This is a genomic window from Desulfovibrio sp. Fe33, from assembly GCF_028532725.1.
GTDB lineage: Bacteria > Desulfobacterota > Desulfovibrionia > Desulfovibrionales > Desulfovibrionaceae > Pseudodesulfovibrio.
Genome location: NZ_JAQKGU010000004.1, coordinates 230,359 through 253,825, shown reverse-complemented (window position 1 = coordinate 253,825; position 23,467 = coordinate 230,359). Strand labels below are relative to the sequence as shown.

22 protein-coding genes and 1 tRNA gene are annotated in these 23,467 nt (G+C 60.9%); 8 read left to right on the top strand and 15 right to left on the bottom strand.

All coding sequences use genetic code 11. The features are described from left to right. Positions 1–146 precede the first annotated feature (146 nt). The 5 genes from PSN43_RS08150 to PSN43_RS08130 form a co-directional block, all read right to left on the bottom strand. Entirely contained in the window at positions 147–1,118 is a 972-nt protein-coding gene (locus PSN43_RS08150) for a hypothetical protein (protein WP_272700230.1), read from the bottom strand. A 108-nt stretch (positions 1,119–1,226) separates the two neighbouring features. Further along, positions 1,227–2,321, bottom strand: a complete 1,095-nt coding sequence (gene mutY / locus PSN43_RS08145) for an A/G-specific adenine glycosylase (RefSeq protein ID WP_272700229.1) — start codon at positions 2,319–2,321, stop codon at positions 1,227–1,229. 12 nt (positions 2,322–2,333) lie between these two features. Next, positions 2,334–3,080: a 2,3-diphosphoglycerate-dependent phosphoglycerate mutase gene (gene gpmA / locus PSN43_RS08140; RefSeq protein ID WP_272700228.1), complete on the bottom strand. Its 747-nt coding sequence runs from the start codon at positions 3,078–3,080 to the stop codon at positions 2,334–2,336. Between the two features lie 82 nt (positions 3,081–3,162). Then, on the bottom strand, positions 3,163–5,823 hold the full coding sequence (locus PSN43_RS08135) for a tetratricopeptide repeat protein (protein ID WP_272700227.1): 2,661 nt from the start codon (positions 5,821–5,823) through the stop codon (positions 3,163–3,165). A gap of 79 nt (positions 5,824–5,902) precedes the next feature. Continuing rightward, a complete protein-coding gene (locus tag PSN43_RS08130; protein ID WP_272700226.1) occupies positions 5,903–6,763 on the bottom strand; it encodes a glycosyltransferase family 2 protein in 861 nt (286 codons plus the stop codon). Positions 6,764–6,835: 72 nt separating this feature from the next. Between PSN43_RS08130 and PSN43_RS08125 the strand changes: the two genes are divergently transcribed. After that, a complete protein-coding gene (locus tag PSN43_RS08125) occupies positions 6,836–7,945 on the top strand; it encodes a glycosyltransferase family 4 protein (protein ID WP_272700225.1) in 1,110 nt (369 codons plus the stop codon). Between the two features lie 6 nt (positions 7,946–7,951). On the opposite strand, the gene PSN43_RS08120 is transcribed toward PSN43_RS08125, so the two are convergent. The 5 genes from PSN43_RS08120 to PSN43_RS08100 all read right to left on the bottom strand — a co-directional run bounded on the left by PSN43_RS08120 (position 7,952) and on the right by PSN43_RS08100 (position 12,093). Continuing rightward, positions 7,952–8,863, bottom strand: coding sequence for a lytic murein transglycosylase (locus tag PSN43_RS08120; RefSeq protein WP_272700224.1), 912 nt, complete (start codon positions 8,861–8,863; stop codon positions 7,952–7,954). 19 nt (positions 8,864–8,882) lie between these two features. Then, on the bottom strand, positions 8,883–9,089 hold the full coding sequence (locus PSN43_RS08115; RefSeq protein ID WP_272700223.1) for a dual CXXC motif small (seleno)protein: 207 nt from the start codon (positions 9,087–9,089) through the stop codon (positions 8,883–8,885). Positions 9,090–9,093: 4 nt separating this feature from the next. Then, positions 9,094–10,455: a TolC family protein gene (locus tag PSN43_RS08110; RefSeq protein WP_272700222.1), complete on the bottom strand. Its 1,362-nt coding sequence runs from the start codon at positions 10,453–10,455 to the stop codon at positions 9,094–9,096. Between the two features lie 98 nt (positions 10,456–10,553). Next, positions 10,554–11,345 carry a MogA/MoaB family molybdenum cofactor biosynthesis protein gene (locus tag PSN43_RS08105; protein ID WP_272700221.1) on the bottom strand — a complete coding sequence of 264 codons (792 nt, stop codon included), beginning with the start codon at positions 11,343–11,345 and terminating at the stop codon, positions 10,554–10,556. Positions 11,346–11,361: 16 nt separating this feature from the next. Next, positions 11,362–12,093, bottom strand: coding sequence for a DUF1614 domain-containing protein (locus tag PSN43_RS08100; RefSeq protein WP_272700220.1), 732 nt, complete (start codon positions 12,091–12,093; stop codon positions 11,362–11,364). Positions 12,094–12,231: 138 nt separating this feature from the next. Here PSN43_RS08100 and rfbA point away from each other — a divergent pair, with 138 nt between their 5' ends. After that, complete coding sequence (rfbA, locus tag PSN43_RS08095; protein ID WP_272700219.1) at positions 12,232–13,113, top strand: glucose-1-phosphate thymidylyltransferase RfbA; 882 nt, start codon at positions 12,232–12,234, stop codon at positions 13,111–13,113. 110 nt (positions 13,114–13,223) lie between these two features. Here rfbA and PSN43_RS08090 read toward each other — a convergent pair whose 3' ends face one another. Continuing rightward, positions 13,224–13,367, bottom strand: coding sequence for a hypothetical protein (locus PSN43_RS08090; protein ID WP_272700218.1), 144 nt, complete (start codon positions 13,365–13,367; stop codon positions 13,224–13,226). Between the two features lie 253 nt (positions 13,368–13,620). On the opposite strand from PSN43_RS08090, the gene PSN43_RS08085 reads away from it, so the two are divergent. Next, a complete protein-coding gene (locus tag PSN43_RS08085; protein ID WP_272700217.1) occupies positions 13,621–14,184 on the top strand; it encodes a PilZ domain-containing protein in 564 nt (187 codons plus the stop codon). On the opposite strand, the gene PSN43_RS08080 is transcribed toward PSN43_RS08085, so the two are convergent. Further along, a complete protein-coding gene (locus PSN43_RS08080) occupies positions 14,181–14,594 on the bottom strand; it encodes a hypothetical protein (protein ID WP_272700216.1) in 414 nt (137 codons plus the stop codon). The two genes, PSN43_RS08085 and PSN43_RS08080, sit on opposite strands and share 4 nt — an antisense overlap. Positions 14,595–14,729: 135 nt before the next feature. Here PSN43_RS08080 and PSN43_RS08075 point away from each other — a divergent pair, with 135 nt between their 5' ends. The 4 genes from PSN43_RS08075 (at position 14,730) to PSN43_RS08060 (ending at position 18,360) form a co-directional block, all read left to right on the top strand. After that, on the top strand, positions 14,730–15,344 hold the full coding sequence (locus PSN43_RS08075; RefSeq protein WP_272700215.1) for a recombination-associated protein RdgC: 615 nt from the start codon (positions 14,730–14,732) through the stop codon (positions 15,342–15,344). Between the two features lie 9 nt (positions 15,345–15,353). Next, the gene (locus PSN43_RS08070; protein WP_272700214.1) at positions 15,354–15,875 is read left to right on the top strand and encodes a hypothetical protein; all 522 of its coding nucleotides are present in this window, start codon (positions 15,354–15,356) and stop codon (positions 15,873–15,875) included. A 3-nt stretch (positions 15,876–15,878) separates the two neighbouring features. Then, positions 15,879–16,445 (top strand): GDSL-type esterase/lipase family protein, encoded by a 567-nt coding sequence (locus tag PSN43_RS08065; protein WP_272700213.1) that lies wholly within the window; start codon positions 15,879–15,881, stop codon positions 16,443–16,445. A 244-nt stretch (positions 16,446–16,689) separates the two neighbouring features. Beyond that, on the top strand, positions 16,690–18,360 hold the full coding sequence (locus PSN43_RS08060) for a YcaO-like family protein (RefSeq protein ID WP_272700212.1): 1,671 nt from the start codon (positions 16,690–16,692) through the stop codon (positions 18,358–18,360). Here the strand turns inward: PSN43_RS08060 and PSN43_RS08055 are convergent. Further along, positions 18,344–19,660 carry an APC family permease gene (locus PSN43_RS08055; protein ID WP_272700211.1) on the bottom strand — a complete coding sequence of 439 codons (1,317 nt, stop codon included), beginning with the start codon at positions 19,658–19,660 and terminating at the stop codon, positions 18,344–18,346. The two genes, PSN43_RS08060 and PSN43_RS08055, sit on opposite strands and share 17 nt — an antisense overlap. A gap of 260 nt (positions 19,661–19,920) precedes the next feature. On the opposite strand from PSN43_RS08055, the gene PSN43_RS08050 reads away from it, so the two are divergent. After that, positions 19,921–20,007, top strand: a tRNA-Leu gene (locus PSN43_RS08050). Positions 20,008–20,243: 236 nt separating this feature from the next. On the opposite strand, the gene PSN43_RS08045 is transcribed toward PSN43_RS08050, so the two are convergent. Both PSN43_RS08045 and PSN43_RS08040 read right to left on the bottom strand, forming a co-directional pair. Next, a complete protein-coding gene (locus PSN43_RS08045; RefSeq protein ID WP_272700210.1) occupies positions 20,244–20,948 on the bottom strand; it encodes a hypothetical protein in 705 nt (234 codons plus the stop codon). A 54-nt stretch (positions 20,949–21,002) separates the two neighbouring features. Then, positions 21,003–23,414 carry an acetate--CoA ligase family protein gene (locus PSN43_RS08040; protein WP_272700209.1) on the bottom strand — a complete coding sequence of 804 codons (2,412 nt, stop codon included), beginning with the start codon at positions 23,412–23,414 and terminating at the stop codon, positions 21,003–21,005. Positions 23,415–23,467 lie beyond the last annotated feature (53 nt).

The following is a 23,467-nucleotide window of genomic DNA, read 5'->3' as shown; positions in this document are numbered from 1 at the left end:
GGCCTGATCAGGCCCCCGGAGCCGAAACAGAAACGGTAAAAGTGTTACCTATGTTCCCGGGCAGAAGTGTTACCCATGTTCCTGGTTGCACAAAACCCTCTTCAAAGGGTTTTCCTTCCCCTTCCCCCGGCCGCCGGAGGCACCATCTACACAATGCGGTTGACGGACATTTTCTGGAGCATGTTGAGGGCGAGTTGTTTTTCGGAATCCATTCGATTGGCCACGCTGCGTTGGACGCGAGTGGTCGAGGAGCCGAACCGGCTTTTGCGGGATTCATAGACGCCCTTGATGAGTTGGGCGTTGAAATCGTCATTTTGGGGGGCTGCCAGGAACTTGTCGATGACCTTGTTGAAGATATCAGCCGCACCGGTGGGGCCGTGCTGAACCGAAGTGGACCAGAGGACCTCCTTGAGGGCCGGTGGAGCGTTGTCGAAATCGAGTCCGGTGCGTTCAAGGATCATGCTCCGGGCCGGGGCGTATGTCCGGCTGGCGATAAAGTCATGCTGTACCTTTTCGAATCCGGCCGGGTCCTCGTCGGCGAGGGTTTTCCAGACCGCGGGCATGTCGCCCTGTTTCGAGCCGGTGTCGGCGGGTCCGGCATCGCGCAGACGATTCGCCCATTCGGGATTGGCCTCGTCGAGATAATTCAGGAATTCGTCCATGGTGCCGGGTTTGGAGGCTATCTGGTACTTGCCGTAGGAAGTCCCGCCCACGCGATCATAGCCGATGGCCGCCCCACCCGCGTCGCCCGACTCGAACTGCGCCGAGAGTTGGCCGGGCACGTGGCTCGGCATGGCGGCTGAAGCCGTATTCCGAGTCGTCGAAGGAATGGATGGCGACGGGGCATTCGAACGTTGAAGCCCGGCCTCGTCACGCATAATTCGGGAGATGGCGGATAACGCTTCGAGAATTTGGGAATCATTGATGACGGAAACATCAAAGCTTCCGTTGCCGGAATCCGCGCCGGATTGCTCGGAACCGTCACCGAAAAGCGCCTTGGTCATACGCATCTGGTTGTCGAAGGAAGTCCGCAAAGCCAGTTGCCGGGCATCGCGTGCGGCGGAGGAATCCTGCGTTGCGTTAATGGTCTCGTAACCGTTTATCCTGCCGATGGACATGGGCTGCTCCTGCGCTGAAGACGTCAAAAAAATGGCCCCCGATTCGGGTCCGCAGAATGAGAAGCAAAGGCCGTGCCTACGGGCGCGGCATGGCGAATTGGATGGGGATCAATCCCGGAACAGGTGGACGAAGCGCATATCGGAGAGCATGTGGTCGACCAGCTTGCGATGGCCCGAAGGCAGCGCGTAGCCGGAAAGTTCGGCCGGACGCACAAAGCCGCCCCTGACCGCCTCGTGGAAGACTGGCTCGGTGGGGTCGCCGGAATACCGGCACAGAAAACAATCCATGGTTACGCGATAGCGGGTGTAGCTGTAGCGGACCACGGTGATTTTTTCGACGGGTTCCACGGCCAGCTCCACCTCTTCCAGATACTCGCGCCTGACGGCCTGTTCCGAGGTTTCGCCAGGCTCGACGCACCCGCCCGGGAACTCCCACAGGCCGGGCCAGACGTCGCTGAGCTTGCGCTTCTGGATGAGCACGCGGCCCTCGTGGACCAGGAAGCCGGTGGCCATGTCGATGCGGATGGGTTGCTTTGACGCGGGCAGCACGGGACGAAGCGGAACCGTCCCTCCCTCGTACGCCCGGCAGAATTCACGGACCGGACACGTTTCGCAAAGAGGATTCTTACGGCAGACCAGCGCGCCGAATTCCATGATCGCCTGGTTGAAATCACCGGGCCGATCGGCGGGAATAATCCGCCGGACGGCGTCCTCGATCATGTTGCGCCCGGCCCTGTCGCGGACCGGGATATCCATGTCCAGCAGACGGGCGAATACCCGCAGGACGTTGGCGTCCACAGCCGGTTCGCGCCGGTTGAAGGCGATGGACGCCACAGCCCCGGCCGTGTAGTCCCCGACTCCAGGCAGGGAGCGAATGCTATCGATGTCGGAGGGGAAATCGCCGTCGAACCGCTCCTCTATAAGCCGGGCGGCGCGGCGCATGTTGCGGGCGCGGGAGTAATAGCCAAGGCCTTCCCACAGATTGAGGACATCCTCCTCGTGCGCCTCGGCAAGGGAATGGATATCCGGGAAACGGTCCATCCACCGGGTGTGGTATTCCACCACCCGATCCATCTGGGTCTGCTGGGCCATTATCTCGGAAACCCACACGGCGTAGGGCTCGGGATGCCGCCGCCAGGGCAGGTCCCGTCCGTTGGCATCATACCAGCCCAGCAGCGCGCGAGTGAATCCGGTCTCATCCATGACCGGAGTTGTTTACCTTCCCTTCGCCTGGTTGGCAACCGCTTCGGCGGCCCTTGCCGCCTCCTCGGGATCTCCCAGATAGTAGCGCCTGACGGGACTCAAATCGTCGTTGAGCTCATAGACAAGAGGGAGTCCGGTGGGAATATTCAAGGCGGTGATCTCCTCGTCGGACATCCCGTCCAGGAACTTCACCAGCCCGCGCAGGGAGTTGCCGTGGGCCACGATGAGCACCCGCTTTCCGGCGCGCACCTGCGGAGCGACGGTGTCGAACCAATAGGGCATGGTCCTGTCGATGGTACGGCTGAGGCTTTCGCAACGGGGCAGGTCTTCCGGGGCGAGGGCCGCGTAACGCGGGTCTTTGCCGGGAAACCGGTCGTCGTCCGGGTCGAGTTCCGGAGGCGGGGTGTCGAAACTGCGACGCCATACGAAAACCTGTTCATCTCCGTACTTTTTCGCGGTCTCGGCCTTGTTCAACCCCTGCAACGCGCCGTAATGCCGCTCATTGAGCCGCCAGGTCTTGAAAACGGGCAGCCACATGAGGTCCATCACATCCTGAACGCGCCACAGAGTGCGGACGGCCCGCTTGAGCAGTGATGTATGGGCCACATCGAAGGTGAACCCCTGTTCGCGAAGCAGCCGCGCGCCATTCTCGGCCTCGCGCACGCCCTGTTCGGTCAGGTCCACGTCGGTCCAGCCGGTGAACCGGTTTTCCAGGTTCCACAAGCTCTGCCCATGCCGAATCAATACCAATTTATGCATGACGCCTCCGTTCCGCATTCGCTTAACGACATGACATCATAGCGCGGGAATGGAGGATTTGAAAAGAGACGGCGCGCCGAAGTCAATACCGCTTGGGAGCAGAACCGCGAATTTCCTTGTCGATCTGGTCGAAAAGCTCTCGCTTGCGCTTGTCGAAGGTCAGGGCGCTCTTGATGGCCGCCGCCGCCACGCACAGGATGCTCAAAATGATGACCAGTCCCTTGGATATTTCCCATCGCTGGCTCGGGTCCTTGATGGTGTCCAGGATGATGTTTCCCTCGATGCCTTGGGTAAAATAAATAAGCGAAGGTAAAGCGACGAGGAGGAACCCCAGGCCGATAAGTTCAAGCCAAATGAAACTGCGGCCGAGCATGAGGATGAACAACGTGGCGTCGCGGATGATGCGCAAGGTGACGAGACGGCCCTGAAGGCTGTCGATATGCTCTTCGATCTCATCGGAAAACCGCAGCGACTTGCGAAAATTGTCCGCATCCTGAAGCCGCTGGGTGCGAATCCAGTTGATCTTGTCCACGCAGTAGTTGAATTCCTTGTTGAATTCCCTAAGGAGCTTGGGAAACGGGAACCAGGCGGCCTCCCGCTGGATACCGCGCACACGCTCGGTCAGGTGGCCGATGTTCGCGTTGATCCGCTTGACCTCCCGCCGAATCTCGTCGTCGAGCCCGACCCGGAACTTTTCCGTTCCCTGGAGCAGTTGGTGATAGGCCACGTAGTTGTTGGTCCGTCCGTATCCGCGCAGCCGGTCCAGTTCCTCGTTGGCCGCTTCGAAAAAGGGATGGTTTTCGTCGAACCGTCTGGAAATATCGTCGGTCAGGTCCTCCACCCGCTTGCGGGTGCTCTCCACGGACTTCTCGGCATCGTTCCACTTCTCCCACATGGCGCTCAACAACTGCACCCGGCCCCGGTCCAATTCGGGATCGACGAGAATGCGGTTGAAGTAATTCGGATCGCGGTCCATGAGATCGAAGAGCGTGTCCATGGCCTGGCTGGTGAAGCCCATCTTGACCATGCAGACCGCTTGCCGATAGATGGGCTGGAGCCAACTCGGAGCCAAGCTGTTGACCCGCTTGTAGGTATTGATGGCGTCCTTGTAATCCCCCTCGACCTCCATGAGCCGCGCCTGGAGGAAAGCCATGCACCCCTGCTGCAACGGGGTGTAGCTCATGCGCTCGGCCTCCTGCCAATGGAACATGGCCCGAATCGGGTCGCCCTTCTCCAGGTACCAGTAGCCCCAAAGGGATTGAGGCTGATAACTCCTTGGATACTTGATCTGGGCGTCCTTGAGAAAATGTTCCGAATTGCCCATGTCGCCCTTCTCCAGGCACTCCAGGGCCTCCCAAATGTAATCCCCCTCCTGGGGGGCCAACTGCTTGAAGGCGCCGTCCCACTCCTTGCTCCGGCTGCGCCATACGAGCTTCAAGGTCCTGAGCTGAACCGGGACGTTGATTTCGAAAACCGCCCGCGCCAGGAGACTCTCCAGGTCGTCCCGGGACTCCATGACCTTGAGGATGCCGGAGACGAAATCCTCCTTGCTCAGATCGGCGTCAAGGCTGGCGAATCCGTCGGAAAAATCGTTGAAATCGGCCTTGGCCAACAACCGCCAGACCTGGGGTTGCGGAGTCGCAATATTTCTGCTCGGACAATGGGAGACCTCATGATTCTTGAGCCCGCAATAGAAGCATTCCCCACCCCCGTCGGAAGCCACCAGCGCATTGGGCAGAGCCACCTGCATGGTTCCATATCCGGTCTCCCCGTCGGCGTCCCTGAGGGACAGGGTGCACCACGAGTCCAGGGAAACCGGCCCGGCCCCGTAACGGGCCTCGTTCATGCGAAACCAGGCCGAAAGCAGAAACCCGTCCATGAAGCGCACATGGGGATAGTCAGGGGCGAGACGGTTCCAGTCCAGCCCGACCTTCCGGGGCAGATCGGCGGTAAAATGCAGATCGCCCTGGGGCACCGCGGCCATGACCACCGGCCAGTATTTCTTGTCCGGGGCTTCCTTGTTGCGGCGAATGAGATTCACCATCTCCGTGCAGAAGCTCTTGAGCAGCCGGAAATTGTCGAGAGGCAGGAAGAGCGCCCCTTCCTTGACGTCGGATATGTACTTGAGCCCGAGGCGTTGCAGCAGTTCGATGATATCGGTGGAAAAATCACGCCAACCAACGATGCTTTCCTTGTCCGACATGCGCCCCAGCGGCTTGACGATGAAGTACCAGCGCAGCACGGACTCATAGTCGAGCCCCTGGTCGACGACCAGCTTCAGCCACTTGACGTTGGCCAGCCCGTCCACGCTCCCGGCGGGTTCGGTGGACAGCCCGGCAACGGATTGAACGCGCTCCTTGAGGCCGGGATGGACAACCACTTCGAAATCGTTCGGCGGGGCCACCCGTTGGCGGTCCAGCTCCACGGACAAGGACACGGAATATTCAAGGTCGTAGCCCGCCAGAAAAGTCAGGGGCACCAACTGGCAGAAGACCGGCATGGGATTGACCCTTGCCCAGACCTGCAACCTTGCGACGGCCCGGAACACCTCCACGGTGTTGCAGAACCAAAGGGCCTGCTGGTCCTCCCGGGCCACGCACAAGGCTCCGAATTCCTGAAGCGTATTGTCCACCGCGCCGTGCAGGTCGCCCTTCCAGACCACCCATATGCCGAAGCCGGAGGCCACCAGCCGGGACTGGCTGATGACGGGCAGGGTCTCCAGAAGCTTGCTTATGTTCTGCACGGGGTCACCTCTCGCCGCTGACGGGCGCCGTTCTCCATGTGGACAAAGCATGTTGCGCGGCCGGACCGCGCGCCATGCGCTAACTCAACGTATTCAAGGGAATATCTTTCCCGTCGCGCACCATGCAAAACAGGTTCCAAACGCGTTCTGCCTCGTCCTTTTTCCCTCTTTTTTCACAGCCTTGCATGTATATCTCTACCTTTCTGCGCAAGGACTCCATGGCAAGTCCACGGTAGGCATCGTCAAGTTTTCGGCTTTGCAGGATTTTTACCAACGCCCGAATGCGATGCAAATCCGCGCAGGGCACGCAAACGGAGAGCTGATCCGGCCTGCCTCCATGCTTGATGGTCAGGGCTTCGCGAACCAGTCCCACCGGGAAATTCAGGCACGCCCGCAGCCACATGTCGTAATCCTCGCAGGAAGGCATGGCCGTATCGAAAGGTCCCATCACCTCCCACGCCTTCCGGGTGAACATGGTGCATGACGGGCTTATCAGGCACATTTCAAGGGAAGCCTCGAAGAACCATCCCTCGGGCTTGGCGTAACGCGCGGGCTGATTGACCCGCCTGCCGCCGCGATACCAGATTTCCTCGGTCTGGCAGATCTCATAGCCGTTCCCAGCCATATACGCGAGCTGTGTTTCAAGTTTGCGCGGCATCCACTCGTCGTCGGAATCGAGCAGAGCCACGACATCGCCGCGACACGCGGCGATACCCGTGTTGCGCGCTCCGGAGACCCCCTGGTTTTCCTGGCGGCTATAGTGAATGCGCGGGTCGTCGAACCCGGAAAGGACCGTTTCGGTTTCGTCCGTGGAGCCGTCGTCGATGATCCGACACTCCCAGTTGCCGTAGGTCTGCGACAGGACCGAATCGAGCGCCCTGCCTATGAATTCCGCCCGATTGTAGGTGGGCAGGATTATGGATACCAGACTGTTTTTCATGTATCAGAGCCCTTGCTTTCGCCGTCGTGAACTGTCATGTTGTGTATCCAACAGTCCACCCAGGCGCAATCAATGAGAATATTTCAAGTCATCAATGTCCGCTGGTTCAACGCGACGGCGTGGTACGCCATCACCCTGAGCAAACTCCTGGCCGATGCAGGCCATGAGGTCCTGGTCCTGACCCAGGCCGGAACGCAGTCCGAGGCCATGGCCCGTGAGGCCGGGCTCGAAACCGTGTCCGTCGACCTGAACACCACCAACCCCCTGCGTTTCGCCGCCGCCGCAAGGCATATCATACAACTCCTGCGGACGCACCGCCCTGAAATCGTCAATTGCCACCGGGGCGAAGGCTTTTTCCTGTGGGGGCTGCTCAAGCTCTTCGGTTTCCATTACCGGCTGGTGCGCACCAGGGGTGACCAACGCCCGCCCCGCTCCGACGCGGTCAACCGCTGGCTCCATTCGGGCGTAGCCGACGCCGTGGTGGTCACCAACCGGCGCATGGCCGAATATTTCCTGCAAAAAATGCGCACTCCCGGCCCCGGATTGTGGCTCATTCACGGCGGCGTGGACACTGCAAAATTTCATTTCGACCAGGCCGGACGCGACCGGGTGCGGGAAGAGTTCGGCTTCGTCCCGAACGATCTCGTCGTGGGGCTGGTCGGACGGTTCGACCGCGTCAAGGGACACAAGGAAACCATCGAGGCCGTCGCCGCCCTGAGACGGCGCGGCATGGAGAACATCCGCCTCCTGCTCATCGGTTTCGACACGGCCATGACCACCGACCAGATCGAAGAGCATATCCGGGATGCCGGGGTCGGGGACATCACCCGCATCAGCGGCAGGCGCGACGACGTTGCCGCCTGCATCTCCGCGCTGGACATCGGCGTGGTCGCCTCACTGTGGTCCGAGGCCATCGCCCGCTCCGCGCTGGAGATCATGGCCGCCGAACGGCCGCTGGTTTCCACCGACGTCGGCGTCATGCCCGATCTGGTGGACGCCTCCGTGCTGGTCAAACCCGAGGATGCGGATGGGCTGGCTGACGCCATAGAAGCCGTGGCGACCGATCCCGACCTGCGCGACCAGGTGCTGGCCGCCCAGAAGCGGACCATGTCCCAACTCACTCTGGACGAATTCCTCAAGCGGACGCTGAATCTTTACCAGAGTCTTCTGGAAGACGCCTGATCCGAATCAGCCCCCGAAGAGCTCCCGGGTCTTGGCGATCCTGTCCGCCACGGCCAGAACGGTCAGGGCGTAGCTCTCGGAGTGATTGTAGTGATAGATGACCCTGAGCTTCTGCTCCTGCGTCATGGAATCCTTCCAGCCATGCTCGGCCACGAAGTTGGCCATGCTGTAAAGGGCGTCCCTCGTCTCGAAAAGATCGATGCGTCCGTCTCCCGACCCGTCCCTGCCGTAATGCTCCACGCTGGTCGGCATGAACTGGCAGAGGCCGATAGCGCCATACACCGAACTGCGGATGGTCAGCGGGTCCTGCCCGTTGCGCTGTGCGTAGCGAATGAGCGCCTTGAGTTCCTCGTAGGCCCAATCGCCCTTCTCCCGGGTCCGCTTCCTGAGCCAATCCACGGTCTCGTCGGACAGGTCGGTCCGCTTGATGCGATCACTGATGAGATCAAAATCCCCAGCCAGGGCCATGGAGGCCAGAATGGTGAATCCATTGTGGTCGCCGACGCTCATGCCCAGCCGAGTCTCCAACAGCATGAGCGCGGTCAGAATCTCGCCCGGCACCCCGTATTTTTCGTGGATCAGGGTCAGGTCGGCGCGATGCTCGCGATAGAAGGCGTAGGCTCCGGCAATGAGCAGCGGATTCAGGTATCGGTCCATGACCTGCGGCTCCGGATGCGGCCCCGGCTCCCTGGAGGAAAGCCGGGTATTGAGCAGAACGTTCATCTTGCGGGACATGATCTCAGGCCGGAACTCAAGATCGGGGCTGGAAAACAGGTAGGCGATCTTGCGCCGCTCAAACCCATCGTCCGCGAGCCTATCCACCAGCGGGTCCCACAACCCGCCCGCCGCCGCAATGGACAAGCCGAAGGCGCATATGAAAACGGCGGCCAACGAGAATCCGATGGCCGCGCGTTTCATGCGCCTTTTTGGCGGAGAGTCAAATCCGGTCCATGGGCACAAAACCCATTTCCTCCTCGAAGTCCTCGTCCATCCTGGCCGAGAATTCCCTGAGATCATAGACCTCGCCGCAGGATGGACACTTCAGCGTCACCTCGCGGCATCCCCTGTACGTGGTCAGGTCAAGACCGCACTTCTCACATTTCATGCCCTTGGCGAGCCAGGTGCGCTTGCGCCCGAACGTCATGCGGCTACTTGACCTCCTTGAGGCCGAGATTCTTCTCGCCCATGGCCACGTAAAGCTTGGAAACGGCGGTACCGTAATCGGCCATTGCCTGGGAAAGCTGCGCTTCGGCCAGGCTCAGACGCTCCTGAGCGTTGAGCACGTCGGTGTTGGTGCCGACCTGCGCCTGATAGCGGGCCACGGCCATGCGGTAGGCCTCCTCGGCAGCCACCACGGACTTCTTGGCCACGGTAATGCGATCGGCCGCCTCCTGCAGATTCAGGATGGAGCTCTTGACCTCGAACCCTGCGTTGAGCCGGGTGTTTTCCAGGTCGGCCTGCATCTGATTGACCATCTCGTCGTAGCGCTTGGAATCGTAGTAGTCGGCTCCCCACTGGAAGATTTCCATGGAGGCGTCCACTCCGGCGGTCCAGTATTCACTGGCCGATTCGGAGTAGTAGCCGGAGCCGCTGACGGACGGATCGTCGCCGCGGGTGACGTAATCCCAACGACCGGTGACCGAGGGATAGAAGCTGCTCTCGGACATGGTCACGTCCTTCTGGGCAATTTCCACGCTCTTCTGGCCGATAATCAGGTCGGGACGGTTCGCGTAGGCCCTGGTCAGGCAATCCCTCAGGGTCAGATCAAAAGGAATGTATTTCAGTTCGCCCACGTACTGAACCGGGGATTCCAGGGGAATGTTCAGCAAGGTGTTGAGCTGGGCCTCCTGGGTGGAGACATTGTTGCGCGATTTGAGAAGCAACTGCTTGGCGGTGGCCAGGTCGACCTCCGCGTCCAGGACCTCGGCCTTGGGCCGCAGACCGACTTCGTAAAAAGCGTTGGTCACTTTGAGCTGAGACTCCAGGCGGGCAACCGAATCCTCGGCGCTCTTGACGTCCATGCGCGCCTTGAGCAGGGACAGGAAGTTGGCCTGGACGGACTCGATCAGGGTCAATTCCACATTGGTCAGCGAAGCCTCGGTGGACTCCCTGTTCAACTTGGCCTTCTGCCAGTTGGCCAGGAGGTTGAAGCCCTGGAAGATCGGCTGGGAAAGATTCAAGGAGGCGACCCAATCATCTTCCTTGCCGCTGTAGCTATTGCCCCGATTGTAATGGGTGTACCCGTAAGCGCCGCCCAAAGTCGGACCGAACTGGCCCAATGCGGACCTCTGGCCGAATTCCGCGCCCTTCAACTGGGCTCGGATGGCCTGCATGTTCGGATTGGCCGTCAAGGCCCGCTGAACGCATCGCTCAAGGTCGTACGGACCGGAGATGTCGTCCGTTGCCGCGCTGCTCATGGCGGGATCGGCATCCTGAGCGGAAACAATGCCGGCCGAAGCCAGGACGGTCGAGAGGATAAAAGCCAAAAACAAAAACCGGGTACGGTTCATATTCGGATTCCTGCCTGAAATTGCACGTTAAGTTGAACCATCAACAATCATCAATCCAACTATTTATCAACTCTCTTTGCTGGCTGCAACCCCAAAGGTCAATCGCGGCGCAACACAGCACAGTCGGACGGATCGCCCTGAAGCTTCTCCAATGTGTGGCGGAAGGTCGGCAGCAGCGGCGCGAGGCATTCGGCCACAGCCTTGGGACTGCCCGGCATGTTGACGATGACCGCGCGCCCCAGGGTTCCGGCCACGGCGCGGGAAATGGCCCCTTGCGGGGTCTTGGCCAGACTGGCCGCGGTCATGGCCCGCTCGTAGCCCGGCAGCCTTTTCTCGATGACCGCCAGTGTAGCTTCGGGAGAGACGTCCCGAGGAGCTACTCCGGTGCCGCCCGTGGTCAGGATGAGATCGAAGCCCTGGGTCAGGGCCAGATCGGCCAGGAGGGCTTTGAGCTCACCCTCCTCGTCCGGGATGACGAATCCCTGCACGCAATTCAGTTCCAAGGCCTCCGCCACGAGTCTGCCCACCAGCGGGCCGGACTCGTCCACCCGCTCGCCCCTGGCCCCCTTGTCGCTCAGGGTGATCCACGCCAGGGCGTAGCCGGTGCGCGAAACTTCGAAACGGCCTTCGCCAGGCGTCATGTCGTCGAGGGCCTCGACGAGATACAGGGGACGGGACGCGGCTTCCGCCCCCCCGGGCAGCCATCCCGACGAACGGACCAGGAATGCGCCGCCCTCTCCGGTCAGCCGGTCGCCCGCGCGCAGGCCGGGACGAATCGCATCCATGACCAGGGGGGCGGGAAAAGCTCCCCCGGCGGCGGAACAAAGATGAATAAGACCGCCCCGTTGTACGGGGGCCGCCAGCCGCAGATTCAGATTCTTGCAGGACATGATTCTCCTTTGCCTATCAGGCCAACAGAACCGACAGGATACCGGCCACGAACACGCCGCCGAAAGTGCCGGGACCGCCGATTGAGACCAACGGCGTGCCCACCTGGTTGCGGGTGCGCGGCACCAGAAGCGGGACGATATTGCCGCCGAGCACGGCCCCCATGGTTCCGGCCACATAGGCGGCCACGGGGCGGTACTCCTGGGGCACGAAGAAATATACGCACAGGAAGGTTATCAGGGCGGGCAGAACCAGGGGGATGCGTATGCCGGTGAACGGATCGGGCTTGGACATGGCGTAGCACCCGCCCGCGACCATGAGCATGACGAAACCGATCCACGGGTACACCCCGTCCGCCTGAAAAATCATGTGCTGGCGTATGATGAAGGTAATGCTCAAAAGCAGGGGCATGAGAAAACCGCCCACATTGATGGCGAAAACCTGCTTCTTCAGCTCGCTCTCACCACCCGCCTCGATGCGCACGGGACGGCCGCCCTCGTCCATGCCGAAGCTGACGGTGCGGGGCTTGCTGACCACCACCAGACGCTCGCTGGTATGGACCGGAATATTGACCATGCGCCCGAGCAGGATAGCGATGAACATGAGCACTCCCTGTGCCGGGGTCAGCCCCAGCTTGGAAAAGGCGTCGGCCACCAGAGACACGGGCAAAAAGACGAACAGAAAGAAAAGCGCCACCAGAAGAAGCAACGCGGGGAGGATGCCGCCGGAATATTGAAAATACGGATACATTATCTACACCTTGTATTGAGGATGCGCCCGGGCCTGTTGCTTTTGCTTTTATCCCGGCCCTATAGTAAGGCAACATTCACGCAGTTGGGATGTATCCTAACTCGAAATCGAAGTAAATCAAAGCACTCAGAGGCATACATGAAAGGCATCATCCTAGCAGGCGGCTCCGGCACCCGGCTCCATCCGCTGACCAGGGTAGTCAGCAAGCAACTGCTGCCCGTTTACGACAAGCCGATGATCTACTACCCCCTGTCCACCCTGATGCTGGCGGACATCCGGGACATACTGATAATCTCCACCCCCCACGACCTGCCCAATTTCCAAAAGCTCCTCGGCGACGGCTCCCAACTCGGCCTGAACCTGAGCTACCGCGAGCAGCCCAAACCGGAAGGGCTGGCCCAGGCGTTTCTCATCGGCGAGGAGTTCATCGGCGGCGACAACGTCTGCCTGGTGCTGGGCGACAACATTTTCCACGGCCACGGCCTCGGCTCCATCCTGAAATCCGCAGGCCGACTCCAAAAGGGCGGCCTGGTCTTCGCCTACATGGTCAAGGACCCGGAGCGCTACGGCGTGGTGGAATTCGACAAGAACTTCAAGGCGCTCTCCATCGAGGAAAAACCGGCCAATCCCAAATCGAAATACGCCGTCACGGGCCTCTACTTCTACGACAACGACGTCATCGACATGGCTCGCTCGCTCAAGCCGTCGGCACGCGGGGAGCTTGAAATCACGGACATCAACAAGCTCTACCTCGAACGCGGCGACCTGGAGGTCCAGACCTTGGGCCGGGGCTACGCCTGGCTCGACATGGGCACCCACGAGTCGCTGCACGGGGCGTCCGGCTTCGTGCGCGCGGTCCAGGCCCGGCAGGGATACGTCATCTCCAGCCCCGAGGAGATCGGCTACCGCATGGGCTTCATCTCACGCGACCAGCTCATGCGGCTGGCCTCGGAAATGAGCAACAACGACTATGGCCGCTACCTCATGGAGGTGGCCAAGGAAGCTCAGGGCATGTTCTGATCGGCCCTCCCGAATCTTGAAAACGACGAAGCCGCTTCCCCCGACAAAGGGAAGCGGCTTCTCAAAAATAGAGTCGGATACGCGATTCGAAAACCGCGTTTTCCTGCGTTCTAGTGGTGGCTGTCGTGCATGGCCTCGCGCACGCGGATGACGCCGATGGCGAGAATCCAGGCCAGATAAATGAAAATCAGGGACACGCCGACAAATCCGGCACCGGTGCTCTGAGTCATGCCGTGAAGCAGTTCGCCAATCATGTTATTCCTCCTCGATCGCCCAATTTACTTGAAAGATATACCTTATTGCCCCTCGAACAGGCTTGTTGTCAACCCCATATCGCCATTTGGGCGATTCCTCCGCCGCGCAACGGAACCGCAACCGTCCCCCGCTTGGCGCGGACAGACGGCAGGCTCCCCGCCGCGATAGTCCCCGCTGCCGTTCGCTTGTCAGAATCCGGGCTTTGGCCTAATATCGGCGACAGACGCGAAACCCTTCAACAAACGACAGCGCATGGGCATTCTCAACTCTCTGGGCAAGATATTCTCCCGATCCGGGAAAGACCGTCCTCAGGCCGCGCCCGATACGGTCAAACTTGCGGCAACCGACCGCAAAGGCAGCAAGAAGGCCGCGCCGCCGTCCGTAACGTCCCACGAAAACGAAAGTTCCCACTCCAAGCCGATCGACGATGCCGCCCTCGGTTTCAGCATCACCATAAAGGACGGCAGGATCACCAAGCGCAAGGCGTTCCGCGTCACGGTCAAGGGGCTTGCCGTCTTCATCCCCCGGTTGGGCAAGACGTATCCGGTGACGGACATCAGCTCGTCCGGCCTGGGCTTCCGCTTTGAGAAACCCCGAATCAAGACCGGAGCAAAGATCAAAATGGATTTGCTCTTGGACGGCGGGCGAGTGGTTGAGAGCGTCCCTTGCGAAGTCGTGCGCCACGAACGCGGCGTGGTCGGCTGCATATTCAAGGACATGGACCGGAAGCAGGAAGAAGCGGTTGACCACCTCGTCCTGGAAGGCGAAAAACAGCTCGCCGCCCGCAGGGTCGCCGCCAGGGGGACGAAAAGCTAGCCCTCGCCCCCGTTCAGCGCCCGCAATTCAGCAATATACGCCTCCAGGTCATTGGGCTCGCCCGGCTTGTGATCCTCGGGATAGAGCAGCGCCGTCATGAAAAAGACGCTGCCGATGCGAAGGGCCGTCGCCGCGCTCGCGGAGAACCGCTCAAGCCGCTCGGCTATATCGTCGCCCAGCGTTCCGGGTATCTCCTCCACGAATTCCCCTGCGTTTTCAGCCAGTCCGGCCAGCAACCCTGCCTTCCGTTCCAGGCAGGCCTGGAAGGCGGCCTGTCCCTCACCGGCCAAAGCGCGCTCTCCTTCCGCCTCGATGCGCCCGACCTCGCCGCTCACTTTTTCCAGATACGCTATCAATTCCGGCAACCCGTTGTTGGACATGATATTCTCCTGATTTTTAGCCTTGAGCATAGCCGCGAAACTCCTGGAAAACAAGGGAACGCGAAAGACGGCGGCCGTCTTCCCCCAGCTAAATCCGCTTTACACGAAGGCCAAGAGGTTTTACCTGAATGGGTCCCGGAACATGAACTCCCAAGGAGCCCTGAATTGAGCATTCTATCTTCCAGCCTCGGGCTGACACGATACCGCATCATAGAAGACGTGCCTACCGAACTTCTTCAGCAGGTGCCTGAAAAACTGAGGCAATTCTGCATGGTGGACATCGACGGCACAGCCGACGAGCGTTCCTTCGGATGGACCAACCTCGACGACATGCTGGACATGAACTGGACCGTGTCGCCGCCGGAAAAGGCCAACTATTTCGCCTTCTCCCTGCGGCTGGACACCCGGCGCATCCCGCCTTCCGTGCTCAAGAAGCACAACACCATCGCGGTGAACAAGGAACTCGCGTACAACAAGGAGCAGGGCAAGAACTTCGTCTCCCGCGACCGCAAACGCGAGATCAAGGAACAGGTAGCCCTCAAGCTTCGCGCCCGCACCCTGCCCATCCCGGCGGTCTTCGACATCATCTGGAACCCGACCGCCAACCGGATTTACCTGTCCACCACCAACGCCAAGGTCCGTTCCCTGTTCGAAGACCATTTCACCCTGACCTTCGACCTCCACCTGGAACCGCTGACCCCGTTCTTCATGGCCATGGACATCCTCGGCGAAGACGCCGCGCCCAGGCTGGAAAACCTCGACCCGACCATCTTCGTTTAGGAGCACGCCATGGATCTTTCACTCGTTGAACGCGAAAACACACTGCTCGGCCAGGACTTCCTGACCTGGCTCTGGTTCAAGACAGACCAGGATACCGTGCTCTTCAAGCTCGAAGACAACCGGACCTTCACCCTGCAAATGGAGCAGAAAGTCTCCGTTCAGGGCGGCGAGGGCGAAACCAAGGCCACGGCCACGGTATCCAGCCCGGCCGGCGAACTGTCCGAGGCCAAGACCGGCCTGCGTACCGGCAAAAAGGTCAACAAGGCGCAACTGCTCTTCTCCATGGACGAGGACGAATGGCTGGTCACGGTCAACTCCACGGACTTCGGCCTGTCCGGCCTGAAGACTCCGAAGATCAACACCAAGGACGACGAGGGCGACGACCCGGACGCCAAGTTCCTGGAAAAAATGTTCCTGCTGGAGCGTTGCCTCGAAATGATCGACGTGGCCTACACCCAATTCCTCAACCTGCGCCTGAGCAAGGACTGGGCCGAGGAATCCGCCAGGGTGAAGCTCTGGATCAACGGCTAGGCCATGCCCTCCCCGTTCCGTATAGCCTGCTTCGGCGACAGCCTGACCGAAGGCTACGGCCTCGCCCATGACGAAGCCCTGCCCGCCGTGCTGGAACGCTCCCTGCGCGATCGGGGAGTGGACGCCCGCTGTCTCAATTTCGGAGTGTCCGGCGATACCGCCGAAGACGGGCTGCGCCGTCTTGACCGGGTGATCGAGGCCGACCCGGACGGCGTGATCCTGGCCTTCGGGGCCAACGATTGCTTTCTGGACGAACCGGCCGAGGATGTCGAGTCGCGGCTCGCCCTCCTTATCGAGGCGTTCAGGAAGCGGAACATTCCGGTTCTGTTGGTGGGCGTAAACGCCGGTCTCAATCCGGACGAGGCCTACCGGACGGACTTTGAAGCCGTATTCCCGGCCCTGGCCGAGCGGTACGGCCTCCCCCTGTTCCCGGACATCCTCGCTCCGTATCAGGGCGACCCGTCCCTGACCCTGCTGGACGGCCTGCACCCCAATGCGGCCGGAGCTGCGGCCATCGGCCGCGCCCTGCTTCCCATGGCCGAGGAATTGGCCGTGTCCGCCAAGGCGTAGGCGGACTTCTCCGCCCGTTTCCATTTCCGCATCGTCAAGACAATTTCTTCCCGGTCCATGGTCGCGCGCTTCGATGACCATGGACCGGGAAGGGGGCGTCTTTCCCGGCCGCTTCATGTATCCCCCCGCCGGAACGGCCCTTGTACTCCATCGAGGAATGCCATAGCGTAGCGCCTTGCCCTGTGCGCCCCTCCTTCTCACGGGAACGGCGGCGAAAAACGAAGCGGGAAACCGGAGGAAGCCCATGCGCTACAAATTGCAGATGATGAATACGGATTTCGGGGTGGGGATGTTCGCCGCCCTGCCGGACGTGAACCTGAGCCACAACGAGATGCTCGACCACCTCCGCGCCCATCCCTTCGACGACTACATGCACGAATTCGTGCTCCAGGGCTTCAAGGAATTCCGTCCGCGCAAGCTGGAAAAGATGATTACGGAAATCATGCGCGACAAAGGCGAATCCGATCCGGCGGTCGCCGCAGTCATGTTTGAAGCGTGCATCTGCCACCAGCGGCTGAACCGGCTCCTGCCCCTGTTCGACGGCGTTGATCCCGAGTTTTTGCTGGACCATACACCGGCCATCCACATCCGTTCCCATCTACTCGAAGACCAGCCCCGGCACAGGGAATGGGCCCGCATCTTCGGCCGCAACATCTTCACTCTCGCGCCCCTGCCGACCCCGGAAGACGCGCCCGAGCCGCTTTTCGACGCGAAGGAGCTGGACGCGACCGAGCCGGTGAACGCCGCGACGATCCGAGCCGAAATGGACGGCGATCTTCCCGCGCCCCTGGCCCGCAGGCCGTTGCAGGAAACCATAGACACGGCCCTGCCCGCCTTGGACAAGGCCGACGCCTTCATGGGTCCCGCCATGGAGCACCGGGCCTCCCTGTCGCCCGTGGCCCGACTTCGCCACTGGTCCGTCAAGACGCGCACGGTCAACGGCAACCTGTCCAACTCCCTGCAAGGCTTGCAGACCTGCTACGGACGCGGGCTTTCCATGGAGCGGGCGGATGCCTCCTACGCCATGGAAATGGCTGAACGATTTTCCTCCTACGCCAGTTTCGGCCCCAAGGGAGTGCTGAACTACGCCCGCGAGTATCCGCTGACCTTCGCCGCCTTCGACGAACTGGACGCACCCGCCGTCAACCCCGCCGACATCCGTCTGGAAGTGCCCTATGCGGGCCAGAAACTCCACTGGATGGAGGGCCACGGCCACGGCGGCGAGCCCATTCTGGTTCCGGCCCAATTCGTGTTCCTGTTCTGCAACCTGGACGAACAGACCCTGTTCAGCGCGCTGGGCTCCACCGGTCTCGCTTCGGGCAACACCCTCTTCGAAGCCAAGGCCGCGGCCCTCACCGAAGTCATCGAGCGTGACTCGGACGCGACACAGCTTTTCGACCCCAAACGGTGTTTTCGCGTGCGGAGCTGCGACCCCGAAATCGGCTCGCTCCTGCAAAACTACCATGAGGACGGCATCGACGTCTGGTTCATGGACATGACCACCGAACTGGGCGTGCCGTGCTACAAATCCGTGGTGCTCGGCAAGCACGGCGACGTAAACAAGGGCGGCGGCTGTTCGCTGAACGGCAAGTCCGCCCTGATCTCGGCCATGACCGAAACGGCCTACCCCTACCCCGGCCCCAAGAGCGGCCCCGCGCCGGAAGGATTGCCCGTCCGCAACCTGGAGGACCTGCCCGATATGTCCACGGGCAGCGCCGAGGGCGATGTGATGGTGCTGGAAAAGACGCTCCTGGCCAACGGCTACCGGCCCACATACGTGGACCTGACCCGCAGGGACCTGAACATTCCCGTGGTCCGGGCCATCGTTCCCGGGCTGGAGCTGATATCCGACTTCGACCAATATTCGCGGATCAGCCCGAGGCTGTACCGGAACTACCTCAAAGCGTGCGAGTAACCCGGGCTTCCCGGCGGCGCTTGCGCGGCCCCTTCGTTCCGAGGGTCCGGTAGGTCACCTCCAGAACGCCCGCGCCGCCGAAGAGCGCGGCCAGCACCCAGGCATTGGCCGGATCGTCGCCGACGCTCTGCCAAACCATGGCCCCGAAAGCGGCGGCGCAGGCCACTACGCCCAGGGCGGACAGAGTCCGGCCCGCCCCGGCGTCCTCATCCTTGAAATTGGCCGCGTTGACCACGGCGAACACGGACAGGAACCCCGCGCTGCCCAGGGTGGAGATAAAAGAAAGATCGCCCACGTTGGCCAGAATGAGGGCGAGCGCGGACGTGACCAATAGGCCCTCGGCGGGCGCGCCCCACATCTGCCGTTCAAGCTGAACCGGCAGTTCCCCTTCCTTGGCTATGGTGTAGCAAAGCCGTGAGGAGCCGTAGAGGGTCGCGTTGATCGCGCTGAACGTGGACAGAAGCGCGGCTACGGCGATGAGGGTAAAACCGGTCTGTCCCAGGAACGGCCTGGCCGCTTCCGCCAAGGCGTAGTCACGGGCCCCCGCGATGGCGTCCAGCGGCAGGTTGCCCACCACCACGACGGCGATGGCCACATAAAGCAGGATCACGAAGCCCACGGATAGATAGAAGGCGAGCGGCAGGTTCCGCTCGGGATCGCGGATTTCCGCGCCGGTATTGGCAATGAGCTCGAACCCTTCGTAGGCCACGAAGATAATCATTCCCCCCGCCACCAGGGGCAGCATCGGAACCCAGGTGTCCGGGGCCAGCCGCGCGGGCTCCACGCCCTTGACGCCGACTGCCAGGAAGAAAAGCAAAATGGATATCTTGACGACCACCACGTAGGTCTCGGCCTTGCCGACCACTTTGGCGCTGGTCAAATTCAGGACTGCGGGCACGATGATCGCCAGGGATATCAGTCCGTGCCGCACCAGCCAACCGGTGTTCTCCGGAAAGAACACGACCCCGTATGAGCCAAAGGCGTGGGCATAGAGGGCGAGCATGACGACATAGGAAAACCACAGCAGCACATTGAGCGCGCCCACATGCATGGAGTTGCCGAAAATCCGATCCAGGAAGACCACGGTTCCGCCCGCCCCGGCGTATCGCACGGACAGCCGCGCATAGGAGGAGGCGGTGACGAGGGCGACCAGTCCGGCCAGCGCGAAAGCGACGGGTGTGCCGCCGCCCGCCAATTGCACGCTCAATCCCAGCACGGCGAATATGCCGCCGCCCACCATGCCTCCCACTCCGATGGAGACCGCTCCCCACAGGCCCATTTTGTTGTCCTTCACGACCATATCACGCTCCGTTTGCGGCTGTCGGCCGGGATTTCCCCGCTCCTGTGAGAGGACAGAATACTCCAATCCATCCCATCGATAAAGCCGACGCCGCCCTTCGCCTCGCCGCCCGGCCACAAACGGCCAAAAGCATTGACTCGCCGCAGGATTGCACGATACTGAAACTACCTCGCGCCGGGGGAAAATCCGATAGGCGAAACAAGCCGGTCCTTGAACCGGCCGGTTCGCATTTTCCTTCCCCGAGCGGATACCGACCATATGCCGGAGTGGTGGAATGGCAGACACACGGGACTTAAAATCCCGAGATCCTTAGGATCGTGAGGGTTCAACCCCCTCCTCCGGTACCATTTTTCATAACAAGTTAGGCCGGTTGCCCGGCCTAACTGCTTTTCTGCGACAGAAACGAAAACGTTCCGGTCCTGTTTTTCTCTTTCCCGTTCGGGAATGGCAACCGCTCTCCTTTTCAGACAAACGGAACAAGCCCGACGAGGGCCAAGTTGTTCTGTTCTTCGCCCAATGGCCGGTGCAAAGCTGCCGATCCGGCGGGATCGCGTTCACAGACTCATGAAGCCGCCGCCAAGCGCTATGCCCGCGCACGAACCGGCGTCTTGCTGCCAGCGAAAGCGAGAATCAGGCCCAGGGCGATGCCCAGCAGGGCCGCAAACAGAATGCGGAACTCGGCGGGGAGCATGAAAGTGATCGTGTGGGCGGGAATCCAGAAGAACGGGATCGTCTTCTTGAAAACGAATCCCCACATTACCCCCCAATCCATCCTTTGGAGAATTCCCGCCATGTCGACGGGCGACAGGGCACCGGCGAGCGTGCCGCCGGTGTCGTGGATGTGGGTGTCGGTGATCTTGTGCAACGTCATCATCCAGGGGGCGAAGATGATGTTGGTGAAGCAACTGATGGTGAACGCAGTGGCCGCCTTCGTTCCCAGCGATCCGGAGGACAAGCCGTCGACGCTCGGTAAAAGCCCGAACGAGGCGAGAACATGGGGCGTTCCCGCGGTGAATATGGTGAAGGCCGCGTTGATGCACATGCCCAGCCCTCCCCATACGATCATTTTAGGAAGGAGCCCGAACCCGGGCTTGCTGTATCGGCCGGTTGTAAGGCGCAGGGCGAGGCATTCGCCGAAAGTCGCCAGTATGGCGAACTTCACGAAGCTCATGCCGTACCCGTAGCGCCTGCTCAAAGAGGCAAAGATGTCGAGCGCGCCGGGAACCAGCCCCATAAAGGCGAGAACGCCGACAACGGCTGCCGCAACAATAATATCTGATCGTTTCATGATGAGGATATGCTTTTGGAGGGCGGCGGAGACTGTCCGCCGCCCCGGTGACGATTAACGGCCAACCCCGATGCGGATGGCCTCCGCATAGAGACGGGCTTCGATATATTGGGACAATGCCGCCACGGCTCGGTCGCACACTGAGAAGATCGGCACGCCGCTGTTGTTCAGCGCGTCGCGCATGGGGTCATACAGTCTGCCGCCGTCTATGACGCCGATAACGGGCTTGTCGCAGCGGCCGACTATTTCAGCCAGGCGCGGCACAATGCCGTCTTCCGCCTTCATGTCGAAGGCCGGGACATCCGTCTCCAACAGCGTGTGCATGGCCGGGGAAAGCGGATCAAGCCCGATGACGACGGCATCGACGCCCTCGTCATGCGCGAGGATGTCGGCAATCTCGGCATGGGCCTCGTCGTCGGCCGAAGGATTGATGTCCAGAGGATTGTGTACGGTGACAAGCCCGGACAGCCTCTTGGCGTCCAGGATCGCCGTGATCTTTCGATGAGACTCCTCGGAAAACGAAGCCAACTGCATCTGATAGTCGTCGGATTGAATGGAGTCCGCCATGCCGACGGTTTCGAATCCCGCGCCGGATACGGCCGCAAGACGATTGCCGTTGATGCGCTTACCGGCCATGTTCTCCGCCAGCAGGAAGAGGTCCTGGAATTCCGTGAAATTGCGGGCCACAATCGCGCCGGCCTGCCGTACGCATGATTCGCAGACCATGTAATCACCGGCCAGCGAGGCAGTATGTCCGGAGGTCGCGGTTTTACCCTCGGGGGTGCGCCCCGCCTTGTAGAAAACCACCTCCTTGCCCGCCAGCACGGCTTCCCGCACTGCTGTGCAAAATTCCAACCCATCGAGATCGTTGAATCCCTCAGCGTAGACGGCGATAACATCCACTTCTTCGGAATCCTTGAAGTGTTTGACCATGTCCCCCAGCGTCAAGTCGGTCTGATTGCCCATGGAAATCATGTAGGCGGGGTTCAGTTCCGGGCACTGGGAAGAACGATGCAGCATGAATGCGCCGGACTGGGACACCAACGCGGCGCGCCGATATGTGGATTCGCGATCCTTGGGCAGCTTTTCCTCGGGGATAAACCAGGTGTCATAGTTGCCGGGACGGGAAACCACGCCCATGCAGTTTGCGCCGATAAAAACCGGGCCGCCGTCGCCGTTCCCGTGGGCCTCGTCGATGGCCTCGATGACTTTTTGCGCACGCTCGCGGCTCTCTTCGGTCTCGCCCATGCCGCCAGGGATAAGCATGACGGCATTGGCGGCGTCCAGACGAATGACTTCATCCACCAAATCCGGCACCTGATTCGCCCCCACTGCCACGACGAACATGTCCATCTTTTCGGGCAGCGCCTCCAGGTTCGGATAGCACTTCACGCCGTCGATTTCGTCCTCGCCCTCCCTAAGCAGGAAGATGTCCTCCCTGGCGAATCCCTCGGCCAGGACGTTGTCGAGAATGATGCGGCCAAAATTCCTGCGCTTGGTGGAAGCGCCGATCAGGCCTATCTTTTTCGGGTGCAGCAGATTGTCGATCTTGGCGATGGGACGTTGGTTTTCCCGCGCGCGGGGAGTCCCGAACTTGCACATACCGTCCAAGGGAACCATGAGGAAATCCGTGAAGGCGTATGGATTGATTTCCATTTCATTGATGACGAATTCGGCGTCCGGGTTCGTCGGGGAATAATGGCGGCCCATTTCAATGAAGGAGGAGAAGCACTCCACCAGTTGCTCATCCGTAACGACTCGACGCTGCCCCCGGGTCAGCCCCGCCAGCTTTCTGTAGGAAATGGTTTTGCGGAAAAGTTCGAAGAAGGCGTTGCCGTCGATCAACTCGCAGGAGGCCGCCACGATGGCCTGCCCCTTGCGGAAGCGTTCGGCATAAAGTTCCGTATCCGTGCCGCCCAGGCCCGCCGAAACGACCATGCCGAATTCCCGCGTATTGCGCAGGCCGACAATGAGCTCATTGCCGAACGCCGAGGAGTCCGGCGGCATGAACTGGACCATGAGCACGCCCTTGAGGTCCCTGCTGATGGCGGCGACCAACTCCTCTCCGGCGAGTCCCCGGTATTCCGCGGGGGCGTGCTCGGGGGCGAGATTTATCATATTCGCGTAATTTTCCGGGACCTCGTACAGCATTCTCCGAACGGCCGAACGGATTTTGTCCGGATTCTTGGGAACAATGCGGACGCCGCCGACCTCGGTCTTGTGGATGATGGTAGGAGAAACGATCTTGAGAACGACCTTCTCACCGGGCAAAGCGTTCAATTCGTCATCGGACGAACGCGCTCCGCGGGGAAGCAGGATGCACTTGGGAGGCGTTTCCGCCCCCGACCGGCCCAGCAGGTTGTATACTTCGTATTCAAGGAGATAGTCGCGGCCTTCCTCTCTGGCGGAGCGGAAAAGGCCGGTAATGGCGTCAAAGTCGATGGAGACGCTATTCTGTAATTCCATGGTGAAACCTTTTTGGTTGTTCATTCTTCACGGTGCGAGTGCATGAAATACAT